Raw genomic sequence first — 23,976 nt, 5'->3', positions numbered from 1 at the left:
CATTTTGATTGGGAATCTAGTTAAGTTTTATTTTTTAATAATTTTAGTTTTAAAGGTTTGGCTCCCATTCTGAATTACTACAAAATAAGTACCAACTGATAAATCGCCAACAAAAACCCTTTTTGGCACATTGTTAAAACGAACTTCACGAACCTTGTTGCCCAAAACGTTGTATACACGAATCGTTGCATTTGCTTGTAATTCAGCTACGTTGATGTTAAAATAGTCCTGAACAGGATTAGGATATAAAACAACATTTGGCGAATTAAACGTTTCTTCATCAATTTTAAGCGTGTTAGCTGATGATACTAATTTTATTTCGACCGGAAGACCATCAGCCACAGTAAATGCAATTATAGTTTCTGTAGCTGTAGCTGAAACAATATTCGCATTAGAATTTAGCTGTGACAAATTCCATTCATTACTTAATTTTAGGGTAATCACTTTTGGTGTCGATGGTGCAGCTCCCATGTCCGGATTACTTATAGACAGCACTATTTCAGAAAAGTTTTCATTTAAACCTTTATACATAACCAAACACGGCGTGTCATTTGCTTTTAGCAATCCGTTAGTAATCGTAGTATTCGCAGCAGGTAACGCATATGCCCATGTTTTAGAGCTTTTATGCTCAATTATTTGCTGATTGGTATTGTTTTGATAAACAGTATAAGGTTTATTGGAAGATTGCATTTCCAGAGCAAATTGTGTCATTTTAGCCGAATCTGCCAAAGGCATACAAATAAATTCATAAGAACTGTTTGTTGGGGCATTTCCGTGATCAAGGTAAGCAAGATGGTAATTATTGGATGAATTGGCCGCTATAGTAGCTTCAGTCGGAGTCGTTTGGTTTTGATAAGGTGTCGTCTGAGCAGAATTTCTAATTTTTAAGGTTCCTGAATTCGGTAAAATATAATAACCCGTATTATAATTGTCAATGATCCAGTTAGGCGAAGTTGCTAAAAATGACTCTGTGCTTTGACTTGTTTTTACATTTCCGTTTACCAAAACATCTGCTGAATTGTTATTAAGCCTTTGAAACAATGTCGTAACGGTAGGATTGACAGTATCGTCATTTTTAATACCGCTGGCCAGACAGATAATAAAACTGTCAATGGCAAAATACGTTTTAGTAAATTCAAAAGTAGCATTATGGGTAATCGCTCCATAAGTGCCTCCGAAACCTAAATTATTACGCTCTTTAAATTTCATCGAAAATAATCCTGATTGTCCTGTGGTGTTGGACAAAACACCATTGTTTAACTGATTTAATGCTAAAGAACCGGCAAAACCATAGGTATTGTATTCATCAACACGTTCTTTTTCGGCATGTAACTTATCCCAGGGCAATACAATTGTTGTAGCTCCCGGGTTGTAATTCCAGTCCCATCCTATTTCGCTGTAACCGTTTCCTGTACTGCTGTTTCCATGATATATAATTTCTAATGCACCATAACTTTGGTATCTTCCAAATCTGTTCTGATTGATATAAATCTCAGAACCCCATAAAACATCAGATTGTCCTTTCATCGAAGCGACCCAGTTATTTTTTCTGTAAATCCCTAAGTTACCGTAGTTGAACTGAATAAAACCTTCTTCAAATGGAGCAACGGTGCTGTTATTAAACTGACTGTTAACCCCGTATTTTCTATTGTAAATTCCGCTTAAGGTAGGATCTGCAGTACTTAATCCTAAAATTTTTCCGCCGGATATTGCAGTATTAGCTAAAGTACCAGATGCCAGTGTACTGTTTTTTGACTGCGGATTTCTTCCCGCCATTGCAAAAGGCTTTACCCCTGCATCGTTAGAATACATTGTTTGTGCGTAAACTGCATCCCTAAATCTAAGATAAGAAGCCTGGTCAATTTGAAAACCAGTACCTTCTAAAGCTTTCAAAGCTACTGAAACGGTATTATAGGCATACATATATCCATCATAAGCGGCGTTGTGATGATAACCTAAACCATCTTTTTTCAAACCGTCTTTTGCACCATAAGTATAAATTAAGAAACGGTCCAGATATCTTTTAACAGTTTTTAAATATCGTATTTTTTCATCATTGGTTTTAAACCAGTCCGCATAAGCCAGTAAAACATCTATATCGAGATACATCGTATCTGTATTAATGGCATCGGTTTGTGTTGTGTTGAAATCGTAATTGACATCGAAGAGATTTTTGAATAAAGCTGTTTCCTGATAAAGTGTGTTTCCAAATATCGCTTTTACTGTATCCGAAAGGTAAGAATTCAGAAAAATGGCACCACGCGAAAAAGTAGGATAGCTATAAAAAGTCAAAGCAGCATTAGATTTCGGGCTGCAGTTCAGACTCGCTATATACCAAACCGCTTTTGCCGCTTTGTCGCTTACATTGGTATCTGTTGGATTAAATTTCAAATACCTGGCAAACATTTTTAAAAAATTAATTTGCGAATCGTCAGTTATAGCGTTTCCGGTTATATTCGTCCCTGTTACCGTTATGTTTAAAGCGTCGTATTGCGCCAGAGCAGTATTTAGCTGAGCTGTTGTAGGAGCCGTTGTTCCTAGCAGCTGATTTGACAAACTATTACGAATCGCAGCTAAATCATTAATTTCTGCAGTGGTAGCTGTTGTGAGGGATAGATCAAAATTAAATATTGGTTTACATACTTCGATCATATTTATAAATTCTCCATTTACCTTTAGATAATCCAAAGCTGCTACACGAACAATATTCAGGTCATCTGCACGAACAAATCGAACCATAATCTGGTCGCCAACACTTGATGCTGTAAAAGTATAGGCTAATGTTGATGTACCAACAACTCCTGTACTAGTGGTAATTTGAGCCGTTTCTGCCAAAACAAGATTATCCGTTACATTATAAACCTGCATTTTGAATCTTGCAAATGATGCCGCATTTTGATAATATTTTATTTCAAGATTAATCTGCTCGCCAGTTAGCGGGCTTCCACCCAAAGTATATTGCACACCCTGAAGTGCAGGTGTATTGGCAGTTCCTTTAATAAGCATTGCACCATCATTAAGACCATCTCCATTGTCTGCATCTGTAGAAGCCAGCGTTACAGGGGTAGTATTTTCAATTCTTGCCCAATTATAGTTGAATCCGTCAATTATAATTTGAGCACTGATTTTATTTGAAATTAAAAACAAACAAATCAGTAACAGCGTAATTTTAGATTTCATTCTTTTAGTGATTTTTAATTAGTTAATTTTTTTTTCATTAACATTTTAAATCGAATCCGCCAACATACAATACAAAAGCCATTTAATATTCTCCATTGCTAATTTGGAAGAAACATCTACCAAGCACGGAAAGAATTAAAACACAGCTTGTTTCAAATCAAATTAAAATGATAATAAAGATTGGTTATAGCGCTTAAGCCTCACAACATTACAAAAACTGTTTCATAAAAACAAGGAAAAACACAAAAATGTGCTCGAGAACACTTAAATGTACTCGAACACATTTTAAAATTATAAGATAAAACTGAGTAGTGTAAAATTTAAATTCTAAAGAATTTAAAAACAAAAAGACCTTTAAAAAATTAATTTTAAAGGTCTTTTGAATCATTTATTTTTTTGGGGCAAAATAAGATTCTTTACACTAATATTCCCATCTCACAAACGCTTCCATGGCTGCGTAAGTAGCAAGACCGAGCTGTTTATAGAAATTGGCTGTTTCACTGTTTCTGTCTTCGGCTCTCTGCCAAAATTCCCTTGCATCTGATCCCTGAAACACAACACCGTCCTTTTGAGATTGATGTTTAAATATCCCGTGTCTTTTTGCCAGTACCTGATCCGGACTCATCGGAACGGCCATTTCGATTTCGTCAATCCCCCACTCCTGCCATGCTCCTCTGTATAACCAAACCCAGCAGTCATTCATGAAATCTTTTTGTTTCAGATTTTTTACAGCTTCAAAAATAGCATCCAGACATACCTTGTGTGTTCCGTGCGGATCTGCTAAGTCACCTGCAGCATAAATTTGATGTGGCTTGATTTTTTCGATTAAATCCATCGTTAACTGAATATCTTCCTTACCAATAGGATTTTTTTCAATCTTACCAGTTTCATAGAAAGGAAGCTCCATAAAATGAATCTGTTCGTCCGGTAAACCAACAAAATGACTTGTAGCACGCGCTTCTCCTTTTCGGATTAATCCTTTTATATATCTAACTTCCGGAATGTCGATTTCACTTGCTTTTTTGTTCTTTAAAAATGCAGAAGCTTTTTTATAAATGGTTTCAGCTTCTTCACTTTTAATTCCAAATTTATCATTGTAATCGCAAACAAAACTGGCAAATCGTAACGCTTCATCATCAGCAACGGCAATGTTTCCTGAGGTTTGATACGCTACATGCACTTCATGTCCCTGATCCTGTAATCGCATAAAAGTTCCTCCCATACTAATGATATCATCATCTGGGTGCGGACTGAAGATTAACACTCTTTTTCTTGAAGGCTCAGCTCTTTCAGGTCTGTGTGAATCATCTGCATTCGATTTTCCGCCTGGCCATCCCGTAATGGTATTTTGTAACTGATTGAATATTTTGATGTTGATATCGTATGCAGGACCTGAATCTGCTAATAAATCGCTCATTCCGTTTTCAATATAATCTGCATCGGTCAGCATTAAAATTGGTTTTTGCAAATGAAGCGCCAATCCTAAAACAGCTTTTCGGATGAGTTTGTCTGTCCAGACAATTTTCTCAACCAGCCATGGCGTATTGATTCTGGTTAGTTTTGAAGAAGCTTCTTTATCCAAAACAAAAACAGCATTTTGATGTTCCTGAAGAAAAGAAGCCGGAATACGGTTTGTCACTTCACCTTCAACAGAAGCTTTGATGATATTGGATTTTCCAACTCCCCAAGCCATTAAAATCACTTGTTTTGCTTCCATTATCTTTTTTACACCCAACGTAATTGCTGTTCTTGGTGTATTGCTCAATCCTGAAAAATCACCGCTTGCTGCAACTCTGGTGATATGATCTAAGGCAACCAGACGTGTTTTTGAATTCTGCAAAGATCCTGATTCATTAAATCCGATATGACCGTTACCTCCAATTCCTAAAATCTGTAAATCAATTCCGCCCAGAGCTTCAATTTTGTTTTCATAATCGGCACAATAATTCGCAATTTCTTCTTTTGATAAAGTTCCGTCCGGAATATGAATGTTTTCAGGCAAAATATCAACCTGATTAAACAATAATTCCTTCATAAAACGCACGTAGCTGTTTATTGAATCTGGTTCCATCGGGTAATATTCATCCAGATTGAATGATACCACATTTTTAAAACTCAAACCTTCTTCTTTATGCAGACGTACTAACTCTGCATATAATCCTTTTGGTGAAGAACCGGTTGCCAAACCTAAAACACATAATTCATTGTTTTTTTGTTTTGACTGAATCAATGCCGCTATTTCTTTTGCAACTGATACAGAAGCAGCGGTAGAGTTTTCAAAAACCACTGTATTAATGTTTTCAAATCGCTTTTCAAATCCTGTAGATTTGTCTATATTACTTTTTAACATTGTAAGTTAATTTTAAATTTTATTTATTGTGAATCTACGCCCGGGACCAACTGGTAATTTTATGTCCTTTGTGCGCAAAGAAGATAATCATCAAGTAAGCCGGTAAAAGCATTAAATACGCTATCTGGTTTCCGGATTTTTCTGTTGTTAAAATGTGTTCCGTTCCATTTGCCAGATTGATACTTTCTGCTAAAAGTCCGTATAATAATGGAAATATTGCTCCGCCAATGATTGCCATAATTAATATTGCTCCGCCAATTTTAGTATGACCTCCTAAATTCTGAAGCGCCAAAGGCCAGATTGCCGGCCAGCAAAGCGCATTGGCAAGTCCAAACAGGGCGACCAAAATAATTATCAAAGGCAAATCTGGTAATAAAGGTAATTGAATGATAATTCCCGGAGATAAAGAAACTATTAAGATTACCAAAACAACTCCCAAAATTCCTGAAATTTTTAATGCCGTAACCTGAGACAGGTATTTTGGTATTAAAGTAATTCCGACGATATAGCCTATCAGCATTGCGGTCATGGTAAATGAGGTCAGGTTAAGATAGAAATCACCATTTTCTCCGTAAACTCCAAGCTGTTTTCCAAAAGTTCCAATGGTGTCACCTGCAATAACCTCTGCAGCAACATATAGCATCAGCGTTATTGCCCCCAAAACAAGCTGAGGGTATTTTGATGCACTTTTAATTTGTTTGTAAATACTTAAATCGGCAACGTGACCATCTTCATCTAAGTCTATTTCAGGAAGAGGGGAAAACTTCGCTAAAATTGCCAAAATCAAAATTACAATTCCCATGTAGATGTAAGGTGTTTGTAATTGCAGTGCTAGTGTGTCCAGTGTAGCCGATTTGGCGGCAGCATCCAGGAGATCTATTTTTTCCTTCGTATACTGCTTCATGTTGGAGAGTACCAAAGTGGTCAATACTAACGGAGCTATAAATCCTGCCAGTTTATTGGCAATTCCCAAAACACTAATTCTTGCTGCGGCACTTTCTCTTGGGCCAATTACAACAACATACGGATTAGCAGCGGTTTGCAAAATAGCCAATCCTGTACCCATAATGAATAAGGCTATCAAAAACAAAAGAAAGGTTCTCGTTTCTGCAGCAGGATAAAACATAAATGCACCAATGGCAATTACAGTTAAACCGAGTGAAATACCATTTTTATAACCTGTTTTTTCTATAATCCATGAAGATGGAATCGCCATTACAAAATAAGCAATGTAAAAGGCAAAAGTTACAAAATAGGCTTGCGATCCGGTTAAATCACAGGCAATTTCGAAGAATGGAATTAATGGTCCATTTAGCCAGGTAACGAATCCTAAAATAAAAAATAACAGGGTCAAAATTGCCATAGGAATTAAAACATTACCCTGACCTTTTTCTAATGTGTTTTGAGTTTGTGCCATTTGTTCAATACAGTATTTATTTGGTAAATCTATTCTTTTTGAAAAGTATCAAAATTTGTCTGATGAATCAAATCATCCTTTTTTATTTTAGCAATTCCTGATGGTAAAAGGCAATGGTTTCTTCTAAAGCAGTTTCAATCGAATGACCGGGTTTAAATCCTAAATCATTAAATTTTGACGGATCTGCTTTTGAATGTTTTATATCACCGGAACGCTCTTCCAGAAACTGAATTTGGGATTTGGAATTTGTGATTTTAATTATTTTTTCTGCTAATTCTAAAATAGAAGTGCTGTATCCCAAAGCAACATTATACGTTTCTGTCCCAATCTGAGAAGCCAGAATATTCGCTTTTACCACATCTTTCACATAAATAAAATCTCTGGTTTGAGAACCGTCACCATATATTGTTAGCGCTTCATTCTGAAGCGCTTTATTAATAAAAATAGGCACCGCAGCCGCATAAGCCGACTGAGGGTTTTGTCTTGGTCCGAAAACATTGAAATAGCGCAGTGAAGCTGTCGGAACATTCCATTGATCCTGATACATTTTTAGATAAAATTCTCCGTCTAATTTTGTAATGGCATAAGGAGTCATCGGTTCCGGAATCATACTTTCTACTTTAGGCAGAACAGGGTTATTTCCATAGTTCGCAGCCGAAGAAGAAAGTACCACCTTGCATCCGTTATTTTTTCTTGCAGCTTCCAGAATATTAATGGTTCCGATGGTATTAATATCAATACACTCATCTAAACGCAATAACGATTCGGGAACACTAACCAAAGCTGCGAGATGAAAAATACCACTTGCGCCTTGTACCAACTTTTCTACAAGATTTTTATCCCTTATGTCTCCATGAACAAACTGAACATTCAGTCCGTTGAGATTTTTTTCGAATCCGGTTCTTAAACTATCCAGTACAATTACTTCATGCCCTTCTCCGGATAGCTGTTCTGCAATATGACTTCCTATAAATCCTGCACCTCCTGTGATTACATATTTTTTCATTTCGTTTTCAGTTAAAAATTATTAATTCCAGTCCAGTACAGGGAAATGTTTTTTCAGATAGGCTTTTACTTCTACAATATCCTCTTTTGCCGTTAAGTCCGGAACATGTTCAGAAAAAGGGATTCCTAATGCCGTATTCGGAAAATCCTGTAATAGATTCAAAAGTACAGTTGGTAATTCTTTTTCATCTCTTTCGGGATGAACCGGACAATTTTTAAGATAAGGATATAAGGCTTCTCCTTTGAACTTAAAGGCGTTCATGCTCACCCTGATTTTACCTTCAGCATCTTTAAAAGATTCTACGACAGCAGCATCCGGTTTTTCGACAATATCAAGAAGAAAATTATCCTTATTCAATTCTGCCACCGCAAAACGAGAGATACGCTCAGAAGGAAATTCCATTGCATCACGATCATAACTGATAAACGCATTAGGACTATTCGATTCACGAAGTGCATACAATGCCTCTGATGAATACAAATTATCACTATTACAAACCGAATAAAATTGAGTGTTTAGTTCAGGATATTGTTCTACAGCCTGAAACAATGCATCAGCAGTTCCAAATGGTTTCACTCTTCCTTCAGGAATATACTGAACAGCAAACGAAACATTCAAACCATGAAAATCATTATCCTTATCCTTGCTTCCGTAAAAAGATTTGAATAAATCTCCCTGCTCTCCTATTATAATGTATATGTTTTTGTAGCCTGCTTTTTTTGCATTTACTAAAAGATAATCCATCAATGGTCTTCCATTTGGTCCTACCCCTATCAGTCCTTTACTTCTTTCGTTAGCCTGAGCTATTTCTTCCTCGCTCAGATTACTTACCTCAGCCGGTTTTTTCATTCTTGAAGAAGCGCCTCCTGCTAAAATTACTAAATTGTCATGCATACTCTTTTTTTTTAATTTTAATATCTATACTATTCTCGCTCCAGGATCAACATTTACAGCATAAGCTGCAACTGCACCCGCTGCCAGCATTGCTTCTGCAACCTGCGATTCTTTGCCGGGTTCAGCTATGGCTACAATACTGCCTCCACCTCCTGAACCCACTATTTTGGCTCCATAAGCACCTGCTTTTAATGACGCATTAATCATAGCATCAATTCTTGGCACTGTAATTTTTAGCAGATCCCTTAAAACAGCATGATGACCGTTCATTAATTCGCCAATCTTTTTTAAATCAAGAGAGGCTTTTTGAAATTCTTTCAGTGCCAGTTTGGTATAATGGTGATTTTTAACCGCTGCTTCAAAATAAGGAATCAGTCTGTCCGGTAAAAAGTTGGAGTACTTTTTTAAATCTTCAATTTCAGCAGTATTTAAATCAAAACTTTTATCATTTTGTTTTACCAAATCAATAGACAACAGTGCATTATTTTTTAATTCGCCAATTAATCCGATTGTTTCCTTTGGAACTCCTGAAACCCCTGTAACAAGACCATTCAGTTCTTTTCCTATGACTGTAACAGCAAAAGGATTTACAGTATTTATGTAAACCACGTTTCCAACACCAATACTGTAATGGTCCATCATTCCTCCCGGTTCTCCGTGCTCCACGACTTCAGACAGGTAGCCTATTTTAGAAATAAATTCGGGAGTCACTTCTTCATTCACTCCGTAAGCTTCGATCAAAAAATTGATCCATGCCAACAACAATGCCGATGAGCTCGAGGTTCCGGAATTGATTGGAATATTTCCGGAGATATTGATATCGTATCCAATATTTGGAATACAACCATACCTTCTAAGCACTCTTAACGAAGAGGCAAAATAATCTCGTGGTTTTAATTCAGGGAAAGTTTCATCGATCTTAATAATCCTCGTTTCGTTAATATCCACCATGTTTAAATTAAAAACACTGGTGCTGTTTTGCACTGCTGTCAGCCTTATGTCCCTGTCAATTGCACAGGCAATAACAGGCAGCCCAAGATAATCCTGATGATCACCAAACAAACATGTTCTCCCTGGTGCTAATGATATAATTTTTTTCACTTTTTATTATTTTCAAAACTCTGTTAAACAACAACTTAAATACACAACCGACATCGTAAAACCATATTAAATATAGGTTTCATAATGCGAAACTATAGATTTAATTTTACTAAAACAAGGAAAACACATAAAAATGTGCTCGAACACACTAAATTTATGTTCTCGAGCACAAAAAAAGAAACGGAAACTGAAAAAAAAGACGTATTATTGAAAAATCATTTTACTAATTGTCTCAAAATTTTAAACCAAAACGCAACTTTCTTTTTCATCTTTAAATAAATCTGTCTTTAAGATTTTACCTTATATTTTCTAAACAAAAACTAAGAAAATCTACAGGGAAAAGACATACTTTATGGATTAAGAAAATTTGCAAAAAAATTAATAAACCAAACTTTTATATATTTGTGGTTATGGATAAAAAGCTTACAATAAAAGATATTGCTCAATTGGCGGGTGTTTCAAAAGGAACAGTTGACAGGGTTTTACATAAAAGAGGTAAAGTTTCTCAAAAAGCGCTGGAAAGTATTAATGCTGTATTAGAACAAATAGATTACGAGCCTAATTTAATTGCACGAAATCTTAAAAACAATAAGATTTACTCTATATGTGTAGTGCTGCCAAATCCTGAATCCGATTCCTACTGGCTTCCTTGTATTAAAGGAATAGAACAGGCAAAAAAGGAATTCAAAGCATTTAATTTATCCATTAATGCTCATTATTTTGATCCGGAAAATACAGAATCCTTTATAGCTGTAAACGAAAGCGTTTTAAATTCATCACCCGATGCTGTTTTATTAGCGCCTTTATTTTCTAAAGAAGCACTTGATGCTGTAGAAAAATATAGCGCTCAAAACATCTTAGTGAACACATTTAATAATCAGCTGGAATCTGATGAAATCAGAAACTTTGTAGGTCAGGATTTGTACAGAAGCGGCAGGGTTGCTGCAAAATTAATAGATTCTATTGCTCAGAAAGGCCAAATAGCGATCATTCATTTTGATGAAAAATTCAAGAATGCCGTGCACATGCAGGAGAAAGAAAAAGGATTTAGAAATTACTTTCTCCAAGAAGAAAATTCAGATTACGAAGTCACTACTTTAAAATTAAAAAGAAAAAACTACGAAACTAAGCTGGAAGACTTTCTTAAAGAAAATCCGAAACTCACAGGTATATTTATCACTACATCAAAAGCATATCAAATTGCCGAAATTATTGATAAAACTAAAAATAATACGATCGCTCTTATCGGCTATGACCTGTTGGATAAAAACATAAGTTTTCTAAATCAGGGAACCATTGATTTCCTGATCAATCAAAATCCTAAACAACAGGTTTATTTGGGATTAAGCTTTTTGGTCGATCATTTTATTTTTGGAAAAGAAATTAACCATTCGGCACTTTTACCTATTGATATTGTCAATTCTGAAAACGCCAGTTATTATATGGAATAACTAATTTAGTCCATTAGATGGAATACCCCAAAAGAAGATGCTGTATGAAAGTTTGGGGTTTCCGTTTCAGGGTCAATCCAGGTAATCCAGACTGGCTCAAAATTGCCATTAATCTTAGAATTATATTTTGCCCTAAAAACACCTGCTTCTATTTTATTTCCTTTAATCAAATTTAATTTGTTTAAAGAATCCAGACTGATAGCTCCTTCTACAGTAAAACTGCTATCATTTTTTGATGATTTGACACTAATATCACCCTTTGGCCAATTCCAGTTAAAATCGAAATTTTTATTTGGATACGCTATAAAATCCATTATTCTTGCCTGAGTATCTATTTCTAAACAGTAGTAGGGATTTAATGAATGATTTGGTCTGAAAAAAAGTTCAACTCTGTCTGAGTTATTAATACTGTCTGCTGTATCATCTGTTGTGTCAATATGAATTTCTGTGTCAAAAACAGTAAAGCAAAAAAAGAAATTAGCTCCATCATATAATGCTCTAAATTCAATTTTTGAAGGCTCCTTTGAATCCCATGGCGAAATGAACTGGCTTAAAACTTCTGATTTCCTCCAGACATCACTCTCCCCTTTTCCGGTGATTTTTAATTCTTCTTTATTAATCAGATTGACTTTATAAATATTATTTCCATTTTCCATAATGAGCAATTTATTCTAGAATATTTGTCCGGATTTATTTTTTACAAATATAGTGTGCTCGAGAACATTTTTAACACAATTGCTTGTTTTTTTTATAGTGTATCGCTACTTTTGTCACATAAAAATTTATAAAACTCAATAATCAAAAATATAACTAATTGATTTTTAGTTATTTAAATTCAATTATTTGGTTTCAAATTTTATTTCAAACTCTTGTTTTTCTTTATAAAATTTAAAATTTGCTTTCGTGTTTAAATTCAGCTTTAAACCTGGAAAAAATATTTAAAAACAGAATCATCTTATCATCGTAAACAACTTCACCAATAATCAGCAAACACAATTATTTTAATACAAAAAATTATTAATTATGACTTTAATAAAATCCATCTCAGGAATAAGAGGAACCATTGGCGGAACTGCAGGAAATGGCTTTACACCAAACGATATTGTATCTTTTACGGCAGCCTTTGGTTATTGGCTGAAAACAAAAGACACTACAATTAAAAAAATCGTCATTGGTCGTGATGCCCGAATTTCGGGAGAAACTGTTTCTAAAATTGTAAGCGGGACTTTACAGTTGCTGGGACTGGATGTTGTTGATTTAGGATTGTCTACCACGCCAACAGTAGAAATGGCAGTCGTTGCCGAAAAAGCCCTCGGCGGTATCATTTTAACCGCCAGTCATAATCCTAAGGAATGGAATGCTTTAAAATTATTAAATGAAAAAGGAGAATTTATTTCAGCCAAAGACATAACGGTCATTTTAGAAAGTATTGAAGCAGAAAATTATCAGTATACCGATGTAGACAATTTGGGCAGTTACAGCCTAAATAATGATTATTTTAACTATCATATTGAAGCAATTAAAGCCTTGCCACTTATCAACACTGAAGTCATCAGCAAAAGAAAATTTAAAGTTGCTGTTGATGCCGTAAATTCTACCGGAGGAATTGCGGTTCCTTTATTACTGAATAGTCTTGGGATTGATCAGATTGAACTTTTACATTGTGACCCAACAGGTAAATTTGCCCACAATCCTGAACCGTTAACAGAAAACTTAGGAGATTTAATCAAAAAAATGAAGGAAGGCAATTTTGATATTGGTATTGCCGTAGATCCGGATGTTGACAGATTGGTAGTAATTTGTGAAAACGGTGAACCTTTTAATGAAGAATATACTTTGGTAGCCGTTTCAGATTATGTTTTATCACATCAAAAAGGAAATACGGTTTCTAACTTATCCTCTACCCGTGCCTTAAAAGATATTACGGAAGCAAGAGGCGGAAAATACTATTCTGCTGCTGTGGGAGAAGTAAATGTTGTCGAAAAAATGAAGGAAGTGAATGCCATAATTGGCGGTGAAGGAAATGGCGGAGTGATTTATCCCGAATTACATTATGGAAGGGATGCTTTAGTTGGAATTGGTTTTCTGTTAAGCTATATGGCAGAATCAGGTCTTTCATTATCAGCATTGAAAGACAAATTTCCATTGTATTTTATGTACAAACACAAAATCGATCTTCCGGATAATTTATCTATGGAAACGATTTTGGGAAAAATAGTCGATAAATACCCTAATTATCGAATTAATACAATAGACGGTATCAAAATCGAAATGAATAACAGCTGGGTTCATCTGAGAAAATCAAACACTGAAGCTATTTTACGTGTTTATTCGGAAGCAGGAAGTCCGGAAAAAGCTAAAGAAATCGCCTTGGAAATTAGTGATTTGGTAGTTTAATCTTTTTAAAATCTGGTTTTAAAAGTTATCAATTTATTAAAACAAAAAATGTTCGAATATCGAACATTTTTTGTTTTTGGTAAACTATTTATTGTTGAGGATTTTAATCTTCGTTTCTATAATAACTAAAAGTATTATTTATACAGGGTTATTGTATCGGTCAAATTTTCTTTACTAATAAATGCCGTAATATATTCCTGCACTTCATTAGTAGTCTCCGAAGGTGTTTCAAACGAATTGATATGAAATTCATCATCCTGATCCAGGATATGTATTATTTCTGTATATCCTTTAGAAATTAAAGTTCCTTTTAATCTAATTATATTCAACTGCTGCTGACCATTTAACTCCTTACGAACTTTTAGTTTTATAGCTTTATCCATAGTAAATATTTTTAAATTAATAAACCATTTGATTAATTCAAATATAACTATTAATTATTTTAAAACAATCGTCGAAACAATCTATAAAATATTATTTATCAACACATTAATAACAATTTCAAAGAAGAATAAAATTATCAATTACCTTAAAAACACTAGTCTTTACTATAAATTATAATGTGCAGTCGCACTTGGTTTAACTCTTTTCTTTTTGCTCGAAATATACTGTTGGAATTTCTCATGGAGAAATTATTAAAGTGTTTTTAAAAATTTGCAAAAAACGTCTGTTCTTAAACTTATAAAAGAAAATTAAATTCATCCTTTTTATTTTAGATTTCACACTTAATTATTGTCTGTGTAATCAGGAACAAATGTTAAAAAATTTTAACAAAATAAGTGAGAATTATTTTAACATTTTAAAAAAAAAATTACATTTGCAGGAAATTTAACCAATAATTCCGTGATAAAAAACTACAAAAGCGTTTTACTATTTAGCAACATATTAACAATCACAATCTTACTATTTTTTATTTTATTTAATTACAATAATTCTCCTAAAATTGTGTACGTAGATAACATCAAACTCTTTGATAATTTTAATATGACTAAGGAGTTAAAAAATTCAGGAGAAAAAGAATTCAACCTGAAAAAAATGGCCGTTGATTCTTTATATACAAAACTACAATCTCCGGAAATTTCTCCTTCACAAAAAAAACTGGTTATGCAGCAGTTCGTTCAGCAAAAAGAAGAATTAGAGCAGTTTAATCAATATTTCGCTGCTGAACAATCCTCAAAAATCTGGGCAAGAATAAAAAGTTATGCTTCAGAATTCTCTAAAGAAAATAAATACCAGCTTATAATCGGATCAGAAAATAAAATCAATGTTTTATTTGCTGATGAAAAGATTGATGTTACAAACGATTTACTTACATACATAAACAAAAAATATGAAGGACTTAAGTAGGCTTGTTTTGGCCTTTCTGCTTCTTGTTTTGTTTTCCTGTAAAAAAGAAGATTCCCAATCAACAAAAATTGACGATTCAGAGATTAGAGATCGCTATTTTAACTTAGAAAAAATAGGATGGAAATCCCGTGCCTATACACAAAAAATTGAGGATATCGGCTTTACCGCTACTGAAGTCCCAATTCAGTATTATTTACTAAAAGATCAGGGTACAGAAAACTTAAAAACGGTAGACTCTCTTTACGAAGAAAATAAAAGAGAACGTGTAATTGAATTTACTTTTCAGCAGGACGAAGAGAAAGATTTACTAGCTAAAGATTTTACAGGAATGGAATATACCGACGCTGTAAAATACATGTCGTTTGGTCTTGATAAAGACTTTTATGTTGTGACTTCAAAAAAAGATACCATTCCATGCTCGGGAGTTACTTATGAACGTAGTTATAAAATAGCTCCTTATCAAAAAGTGATGCTGTTCTTCTCCGGAATTGACCCAAATGATAAAATACAATTAGTATATACAGATTACCTTTTTAGAAAGGGCACCCTAAAATTTAAATTTAAAGATACCTATACTCCATTAGCCTTATGATCCAGCAAAGAAAAATAAGTAAATTTAAAAAAACAGTTGCTATTTATTTAGCCATGATGATATTGTTGGAAACCCTTCAGCCAATGCAGATTTATGCTTTGACCGGTGGTCCTTCTCAACCGGAATTTGAGGCCTTTACTCCTATCGGGACTTCAGACATGGTAGATTTAGCCAGTGGTGATTTTAATTATAACATACCAATCATGGATGTTGGAGGATATCCAATCAACCTTGCCTACAATTCCGGAGTAACCATGGATCAGGAAGCTTCATGGGTAGGACTTGGCTGGAATCTGGATGTTGGACAAATAAACAGACAGCTACGTGGTATACCGGATGATTTTAATGGTGATGAAATGATTTATGAAAACAACCTAAAACCTAATATTACTATTGGATCGGCTGCAAATGTTTTCGCAACTGCTTTTGGTGTAAAGGAATCAAAAGTTAAAGTCAGCGCAGGTTTGGGGGTTAAATACAATAATTATGACGGTGTCAGTGTTTCTTCGACTTTTGGTCTTAGCTATCAAATAAGTGATAATCTTTCTGTTGGTATGGATGTTTCTTCTTCTATGTCAGAAGGAGTCTCCGTTTCACCGAGAGCCTCTTTTTCTCCTAGGTTAGGAAGTACAACAAACAATGATATATATCCGGGACTAAATGCAGGTGTTTCTTACAATAGCAGAAAAGGTGTTGAAAGTATGACGATAGGAATGTCATTGTCTACTAAATTCAATAATCAAGAAAATATAAAAAAGCATAAGAGTGAAAACGAATCAAGTGCGGGAAGTATGTCAGGCACACTATCTTTTATCGATGCTTCCTTTACACCTACTAAAAGAGTAGGAATGACTTCTTCTAATTTTATGTTTAATCTTAATATTGAAGGAGAGTTCTGGGGAATTGAGCCCGGAATGAAATTCTCAGGGTATATTTCAAGTCAGGGAATAAAAGACTCTGAAAAATATAAAACAGAAAAAGCTTATGGCTTTGAAAACACTTACAATGCCGGTAAATCTGATGTACTGGATTTTAACAGAGAAAAAGACAGGACATTTAATAAAAATACGACATCATTACCTGTTACTAACAACACTTATGACATATACAGTATTCAGGGACAAGGTATCTCAGGTATGTACCGCCCGTACAAATCACAGGTAGGCTATGTATACGATAATGAAACTACAGATGCAAGTTCAGGAGGAAATTTAGGTCTTGAGTTTGGTGCCGGCGGTGGTGTACATTTTGGTATAGACAAAACAATAACATTGGGAAAAAGCAAATCTGCAGTATGGAACCAATTAAACCCTGCTTTAGAAAGATTTAAAGAAAAAAAGAGCGGCAACAGTCCTGATTATGAAAAAGTCTTTTTCAAGAATATTGGAGGAAGCCATGTTGATCAGGAATTAAACATTCTGAAAGAAAATTTAGGAGGTTATAGCCCCATAAGGTTAAACATTGAAGGAGGAAAATTTTCAAGAAAAACCAGTAAAAACTACTACACAGATATTACTGCAACACCAAAGGTAGAAGGAACAGGTTCAATTATACGTAAAAAACGTCTGTCAAGAAATCAATCTATCCAGAAATTGACACGATCAGAAGCTTTAAGCTATGGATCAAGCAAATACAAAAATAAAGAAGGTTTTGACAACATCAGCCCTTTTTCTATAAAAGGAAAACATGATCATCACACTTCAGAAATAAAAATCACCAAAGACGGCGGTGAACGCTATATTTACGGGCGTGCGGCTTATAATACCGTTAAAAAAGAAACAACTTTTGATGTGGGCTTAGCAAAAGATGCAGATTTTAAAAATGGTTTAGTCTCTTATAAAAAAAATGCTGACAATTCTATAAATAATGACCAGGATGGTGATAAATATTTTAATCGTATTACTACACCTGCTTATGCCCATTCGTATTTACTGACGTCTGTTTTATCATCTGAATATCAGGATTTGACTGATGACGGCCCTTCTGATGATGACTTAGGCACCTATACCAAATTTGAATACGAAAATAAAAACAAGGCTAAATCTACTTATAAGTGGAGGGTTCCATTCAAAAAAGATATGGCTAATTATGACGAAGGATTACGTGCGAGCAAGAAAGATAATAAAGGGAATTATATTTATGGAGAGAAAGAATTACTGTATATTAAAAAAATAGTTACCAAAACACATGTAGCCATTTTTCATCTCTCAGAAAGAAAAGATGGTTATGGAGTAGCCGATGAGAACGGAGGATTAGGTGAAGATTCTAAAATGTATAAACTCGATAAAATCTCACTTTATTCTAAGCCCGAATACGAAGCAAAAGAAGAACCAACACCAATTAAAGAAGCGCATTTTGAGTATAATTATAGTTTGTGCCCAGGAATTGATAACAATATAAACAACACAGGTGCTAACAAAGACAATGATGACCTTGATGGAGAAAGAGGTAAATTAACCCTAAGTAAAGTTTATTTTACTTATAAAAACTCGAAAATGGGGAAATTTACTCCCTATGTTTTCAACTATGCTTCTAAAGTAACTGTTAACCACGAAAACAACGTCAAAGAATACGATTTGAATGTCCCTTATGACATGAAGGCTTATGACGTATGGGGAAATTACAAAAAATCAAATGATATTATCGATGGCAAAACATTAGGAAATCTTTCTAATGCAGAGTACCCGTTTGTTGACCAAAGTGATCGTGAAGCTGCAGACCTATATGCCGCAACATGGTTGCTTAAAACAATACAGCTGCCATCGGGAGGAAAGATTGAAGTTAATTTTGAAACTGATGACTATGCTTTTGTACAAAATAAGGAAGCCATGCAGATGTTTAAAGTAGTAGGAAGCGGCAATAACCCTAGCGGTACTATTTATAACGACATAAATAAAATTTCTTTGGGTAAGTATATTTATATTGAAATTGATAAAAATTTTGATATCCATCAAACTAATGCCGTCAAAAAATTTGAAGATACTTATCTGAAATCTTTAGGAGGCGAAGACAACCCTCTGTATTTCAGATTCCTTCTTAACATGACCACCACAAAGCCCTTACCGGGAGCAAGCGAAGATAAATATGATTATGTTACCGGTTATGTAAGGAAAGATATTTCTGGCTGTAGACTTTTTGAAATTGGAGTGAACAAATATGCCTCAATTCCAGTTCAGGACACTGGAAGTGGAGACAACTTTGAATCTAGTACACCAGTAAGCCCTATACAAAAGGTAAATCCTATACAAAAGGCAGGCTGGAATTTTGGAAGACAATACTTAAGCCGTCTAATGTACGATAAACACAGAGAGGAAGACACTAAAAATGTAAAAGGGATTGTAATGCAGTTAATTGGCTCTATTCAGGAGCTTTCGAATATTTTCAAAAGTCCGGACCAACAGCTAAAAGACAATGGAATTGCCAGCAAATTTGTTACGAATAAGTCCTGGATTCGACTTATGAATACAAACGGACATAAAATTGGAGGAGGCAGCAGGGTTAAAAACATCCAGCTTCATGATCAATGGGATGTAATGACCGAAAATACCAGTGATGACAATTACAAGCAGTTTTATGGACAGAAATATACCTATACCGATAAAGATGGTAATTCATCCGGTGTGGCTACTTACGAACCTTTAGGCTGCAAAGAAAATCCATTTGTAAAACCTTTTTATGATAAAAATAAAAAAGAACTTTTATTAGGTCCGGATGTACAAAATTATGTCGAGGAGCCTTTTGGAGAATCTTTTTTTCCATCCCCTAAAATAACGTATAGCAGGGTTACTGTAGCAAATTTGCCTAGGGAAAAAAAACAAAACAGTGTAGATATGGTGGTTAAAAAACATGCCACTGGATCTGTTGTAACCGAATTTTACACTTCAAAAGAATTTCCAACCCTAACAGATCGTACCACTTTGGCACATAATTTTGATACGTCTACCGCTTTGGCCAATATATTAAATCTAAGTGTAAAAAACCATATTACTTTATCGCAAGGATTTTCTGTTCATACAAATGATATGGATGGAAAAATAAAAAATCAACAGGTATATGGTGAAGATCAAAAAGAACCAATCTCGGGAGTTGAATACAATTATAGCAAAACGACCACTGTTCAAAACTCAAATTCCGGAAGGCTGAATAATACTATATCCACAATTGACTCTGAAGGTGCTATCAGAGATAAACTGGTAGGTGTAGATTATGATGTCATAAACGATTTCAGGGAAAGCACAACCACCACGACAACCGGAGGAGTTCAGTTTAATCTTGCAACCCTGCCTTTTACCCTGGTAGTTATTGTTGTTCCAATGGTCAATTACACCTATTCTAAACATGAAGATCAAATTAGGATAGCTACTACCACAAAAGTGATTCATAGCTCCGGAATTCTCGTTGAAAAAATAGCTTTTGACAACGGATCAAAAGTGTCCACCAAAAATCTCGCCTGGGATGCTGATACAGGCGAAGTTTTGTTAACTGAAACGACAAATGAGTACAACGACCATTATTACAGTTTTAATTTCCCTGCCTATTGGAGTTATGCCGGGATGAGTCAGGCTGCCAAAAATGCAGAGCTAACATCAAAAATAGTAGCATCCGATAACGGCTACAGATTCGAAGGAAATTCAACAGACAAACTATCTGACTACTTAATTAATGGAGATGAAGTCTGGGTTACAGGGAAAGATGTCGAAGGATTTAAACAATATATAAGAGCCTGGATCGTAAAACTAACCGATACAAATTTCAAATTGCTCGATATAAATGGAAAATTAGTTAAAAATATCGCAAGCGATGGAAAAATGAAAGTAATCCGTTCAGGATATCGTAATATGCAAATGGCTTCAATGGCAAGTATAACTTCTATGAGAAACCCATTGTATAAGTATAATGCCAATAATGATATAACCGGTCCAAGAGATGTAATAGCAGCTGCCGAATCAAAGAATAATCCTGCCTATCTTCCAAATGCTAATGACAGAATTGTAAATGCTTCTGCAGTAGAATATAATGATATATGGCCTTCACAATGTGAATGCAATCTGCCAAAAATGACATTTGCAGAAGATGGAAGTTTAATATATGAATATGAAAAAATAATAAGTGAAGATGACGATGCTGATTCTGATAAATATTACAATCCATATCTCTATAATGTTTTAGGAAACTGGAGAGCCAATAAATCTTTTGCCTATTTAACAGGACGAAATTATACTGCTGACCCTACACCTCGTAAAACAGGATTTTTTATCGATTTTGCTTCATTCTACCTTTTTGAAGATAATAAATGGAGTATAAAAAACACTGACAAATGGACCTATGCTTCAGAAGTTACGCAGTACAACCCATATGGTCAGGAAGTAGAAAACAGAGATGCCTTAAACCGCTATTCCTCTGCTATTTATGGCTATAACAATCGTTTTCCTGTCGCCGTCGGTTCCAACACAAAGTATAATGAACTTGCCAATGATGGATTTGAAGATTATGACAGTAATCCTGAATGTGTAAAAGCATCGCATTTTGATTATAAAGCGCAGTTAAAACAAAACGACATCAGTGTATCTTCTTCTCAGTCTCATACAGGACGAAAAAGTTTAAGGATAGCTCCCGGTAAAAAAGCAACAGTAAAAAAACAAGTAATTCTTTGCGCTCCAACAGGAACTACAGTTCAATAATACTTTAAAATTCAAATGAAATTAACCTGCCGATTTGTTTTCAGCATACTACTCTTTTTGAGTATCACTACTGTATTTTCTCAAAATTTCAGCGATCAGGAAACAGGCTTTGATACTGCCAGAATTAGTGTGACATTAAAAAAGCGAGGTCTTACAGATGAGAACATACAACAAGAAGTTGCACTTATGCGTAAGCTTCATAATGAACAGTATGCAGCAATGAAAAAAAGTGAAGATGAAATTTTGCAAAAAATGTCATCGGAGCTAACCTTAAAAGCAGAAACAAATATAATCCAAAATAATACCCTAAATACAAACAAGAGTTTAGCCGTAAACAATAGTCTAACCGCAAAAACCGCAAGTACTCTTGCGGTGGACATTCCACAAACAGAAAAAGATGCTCTATTGGCTCTATACAACAGTACCAATGGTAACAACTGGACCAACAAAACTGGCTGGAACTTTAGTACTCCTGTTACTTCAGCCTGGTATGGTATTAGTGTTATAGGAGGACATGTCAATGCAATTAATTTAAGTAATAATAATTTAAACGGAACAATACCAGCAGCAATTGGTCAGCTAACAGAACTTCAAACCCTTTATTTAAATAATAATAAATTAAGCGGAACAATACCTACTGAAATTGGACAGTTAACAAAGCTTGCATCTCTATATTTACATCAAAACCAATTAAACGGAACAATACCTACATCAATTGGGCAGTTAACATTACTTCATACACTTCATTTATACGCTAATCAATTAAGCGGAATAATACCCGTTTCAATTGGACAATTAACAAAACTTCAAACACTTTATTTAAATGTTAATCAGTTAAGTGGCGCGATACCTGCGGAAATTGGACTATTAACAAAGCTTACATCACTTTCTCTACACCAAAATCAATTAAGCGGGACTTTACCTAATGAAATTGGACTATTAACAAAACTTATCTCAATTTCTTTACATACTAATCAATTAACCGGAACAATACCTACTGCAATTGGACAGTTAACACAACTTACATCACTTTTTTTTGGTAATAATAAATTAAGCGGGGCAATACCTCCTGAAATTGGACTATTAACAAAACTGCAGACACTTAGTTTATACACTAATAAGTTAAACGGGACAATTCCTGCAGCAATTGGACAATTAACACAACTTAATACTCTTTATCTAAATGATAATCAATTGAGTGGATCAATACCAATTGAAATTGGACAGTTAACTCAACTTCAAACACTTTATTTAAATTACAATATAGTAATTGGGACAATTCCTCCTACAATTGGACAGTTAACAAAACTTACAAACCTAAATCTTAGCTATAATCAATTAAGCGGAACTATTCCCGCTACCATTGGACAATTAGCATCGCTTCTAAATCTTTATTTACATGTTAATCAATTATCCGGAAAAATACCTGCTACAATTGGGCAGTTAACAAAACTTCAAAATCTTAATATTAGCTCCAATCAACTAAGTGGAGTAATACCTGCAATTGGACCGCTAACGCAACTTCAAATCCTTTATTTAAATAATAATCAATTAACCGGAACAATACCTGTTGAAATCGGAAAGTTAACAAAACTTACAGGACTTTATTTGCATTCCAATCAAATAAGCGGAACAATACCATCTGAAATTGGACTATTAACAGAAAATTTAGAACTTTCCTTATACAATAATCAACTAAAGGGAGTAATACCTATTCAAATTGGGCAGTTAACAAAACTTCGAAATCTTTATTTACACACTAATCAATTAAGTGGAACAATACCTGTTGAAATTGGACAGCTAGCAAACCTTCAAAATCTTCATTTGTATAGTAATCAATTAAGCGGAACAATTCCTAATGAAATAATACAACTTACACAACTTCAAAGCTTAAATCTGAGCTACAACCAATTAAGCGGTACAATACCTGCTACAATTGGACAACTAACAAAACTTATAAATCTAAATTTTAGCTATAATCAATTAAGCGAAACAATTCCTACTTCAATTGGACAGTTAACGCTGCTTCTAAATCTTTATTTACATGTTAATCAATTAACAGGGACAATTCCTGCTACAATTGGACAACTAACAAAACTTCAAAACCTTTATTTAAATAATAATCTATTAAACGGAACAATTCCTACTACAATTGGACAGTTAACTCAGCTTCAAATCCTTAATTTATACAATAACCAATTAGAAGGTAATATTCCGAATTTAACAAATGTTACAACCAATCTAAGTTTTCAAAGTAATAAGTTTCGATTTGTCGATTTTGCTTCTCAATTTAGTGCATACAAAAGTAAACTTACTTTTTTTCAATATTCAAACCAGGCTAAAACAGATTCTGAAACAACACTAACAAAATCAGTTGGAGAAACCCAGACCCTGACCATGTATGAGGATAATCGTTTTACGCCTGCTGATACCTATCAGTGGTATAAAAACGGGGTCGCTATATCAGGTGCAACTTCCAGACAATATACCTTGTCGAATTTAACGCTTGCCAATGCCGGTGATTATCATTGTGTATCCACCAATCCGCAAATGACTATCA

14 protein-coding genes are annotated in these 23,976 nt (G+C 34.4%); 6 read left to right on the top strand and 8 right to left on the bottom strand.

Features of this window, described 5'->3' with window-relative positions; genetic code table 11:
* Nucleotides 1-27: 27 nt before the first annotated feature.
* The 6 genes from DMB68_RS20995 to DMB68_RS20970 form a co-directional block, all read right to left on the bottom strand.
* Complete coding sequence (locus DMB68_RS20995; protein WP_110348603.1) at nucleotides 28-3,180, bottom strand: polysaccharide lyase family 8 super-sandwich domain-containing protein; 3,153 nt, start codon at nucleotides 3,178-3,180, stop codon at nucleotides 28-30.
* A 421-nt stretch (nucleotides 3,181-3,601) separates the two neighbouring features.
* Nucleotides 3,602-5,530: a glucosamine-6-phosphate deaminase gene (gene nagB / locus DMB68_RS20990; RefSeq protein WP_110348602.1), complete on the bottom strand. Its 1,929-nt coding sequence runs from the start codon at nucleotides 5,528-5,530 to the stop codon at nucleotides 3,602-3,604.
* 34 nt (nucleotides 5,531-5,564) lie between these two features.
* Nucleotides 5,565-6,947 carry a sugar MFS transporter gene (locus tag DMB68_RS20985; RefSeq protein ID WP_231131713.1) on the bottom strand — a complete coding sequence of 461 codons (1,383 nt, stop codon included), beginning with the start codon at nucleotides 6,945-6,947 and terminating at the stop codon, nucleotides 5,565-5,567.
* Nucleotides 6,948-7,029: 82 nt separating this feature from the next.
* Nucleotides 7,030-7,953, bottom strand: coding sequence for an NAD-dependent epimerase/dehydratase family protein (locus DMB68_RS20980; protein WP_110348601.1), 924 nt, complete (start codon nucleotides 7,951-7,953; stop codon nucleotides 7,030-7,032).
* Nucleotides 7,954-7,974: 21 nt separating this feature from the next.
* Nucleotides 7,975-8,847: a sugar phosphate nucleotidyltransferase gene (locus DMB68_RS20975; RefSeq protein WP_110348600.1), complete on the bottom strand. Its 873-nt coding sequence runs from the start codon at nucleotides 8,845-8,847 to the stop codon at nucleotides 7,975-7,977.
* 24 nt (nucleotides 8,848-8,871) lie between these two features.
* Nucleotides 8,872-9,948: a mevalonate kinase family protein gene (locus DMB68_RS20970; protein ID WP_110348599.1), complete on the bottom strand. Its 1,077-nt coding sequence runs from the start codon at nucleotides 9,946-9,948 to the stop codon at nucleotides 8,872-8,874.
* Nucleotides 9,949-10,358: 410 nt separating this feature from the next.
* Here DMB68_RS20970 and DMB68_RS20965 point away from each other — a divergent pair, with 410 nt between their 5' ends.
* Nucleotides 10,359-11,399, top strand: a complete 1,041-nt coding sequence (locus DMB68_RS20965) for a LacI family DNA-binding transcriptional regulator (protein WP_110348598.1) — start codon at nucleotides 10,359-10,361, stop codon at nucleotides 11,397-11,399.
* Nucleotides 11,400-11,404: 5 nt separating this feature from the next.
* Here the strand turns inward: DMB68_RS20965 and DMB68_RS20960 are convergent, their stop codons facing one another.
* On the bottom strand, nucleotides 11,405-12,055 hold the full coding sequence (locus DMB68_RS20960) for a sugar-binding protein (protein ID WP_110348597.1): 651 nt from the start codon (nucleotides 12,053-12,055) through the stop codon (nucleotides 11,405-11,407).
* Between the two features lie 367 nt (nucleotides 12,056-12,422).
* On the opposite strand from DMB68_RS20960, the gene glmM reads away from it, so the two are divergent.
* A complete protein-coding gene (glmM, locus tag DMB68_RS20955) occupies nucleotides 12,423-13,796 on the top strand; it encodes a phosphoglucosamine mutase (RefSeq protein WP_110348596.1) in 1,374 nt (457 codons plus the stop codon).
* Nucleotides 13,797-13,930: 134 nt separating this feature from the next.
* On the opposite strand, the gene DMB68_RS20950 is transcribed toward glmM, so the two are convergent.
* Entirely contained in the window at nucleotides 13,931-14,179 is a 249-nt protein-coding gene (locus DMB68_RS20950) for a hypothetical protein (protein ID WP_110348595.1), read from the bottom strand.
* A 460-nt stretch (nucleotides 14,180-14,639) separates the two neighbouring features.
* Here DMB68_RS20950 and DMB68_RS20945 point away from each other — a divergent pair, with 460 nt between their 5' ends.
* The 4 genes from DMB68_RS20945 to DMB68_RS20930 form a co-directional block, all read left to right on the top strand.
* Nucleotides 14,640-15,143: an OmpH family outer membrane protein gene (locus DMB68_RS20945; protein ID WP_317047379.1), complete on the top strand. Its 504-nt coding sequence runs from the start codon at nucleotides 14,640-14,642 to the stop codon at nucleotides 15,141-15,143.
* Nucleotides 15,127-15,735 carry a hypothetical protein gene (locus DMB68_RS20940; RefSeq protein WP_110348593.1) on the top strand — a complete coding sequence of 203 codons (609 nt, stop codon included), beginning with the start codon at nucleotides 15,127-15,129 and terminating at the stop codon, nucleotides 15,733-15,735. Before DMB68_RS20945 ends, DMB68_RS20940 begins: the two co-directional genes overlap by 17 nt.
* Complete coding sequence (locus tag DMB68_RS20935) at nucleotides 15,732-21,416, top strand: hypothetical protein (protein WP_110348592.1); 5,685 nt, start codon at nucleotides 15,732-15,734, stop codon at nucleotides 21,414-21,416. The genes DMB68_RS20940 and DMB68_RS20935 overlap by 4 nt, the downstream gene beginning before the upstream one ends.
* A gap of 15 nt (nucleotides 21,417-21,431) precedes the next feature.
* Nucleotides 21,432-23,976: leucine-rich repeat domain-containing protein (locus DMB68_RS20930; RefSeq protein WP_124019459.1), on the top strand; the 2,545-nt coding region annotated here is incomplete at its 3' end.

It is taken from the genome of Flavobacterium hydrophilum (genome assembly GCF_003202405.1).
In the GTDB taxonomy this organism is placed as follows: Bacteria; Bacteroidota; Bacteroidia; order Flavobacteriales; family Flavobacteriaceae; genus Flavobacterium; species Flavobacterium hydrophilum.
The sequence above is the reverse complement of the archived record's forward strand: the minus strand, read 5'-3'. Positions and strand labels throughout refer to the sequence as shown.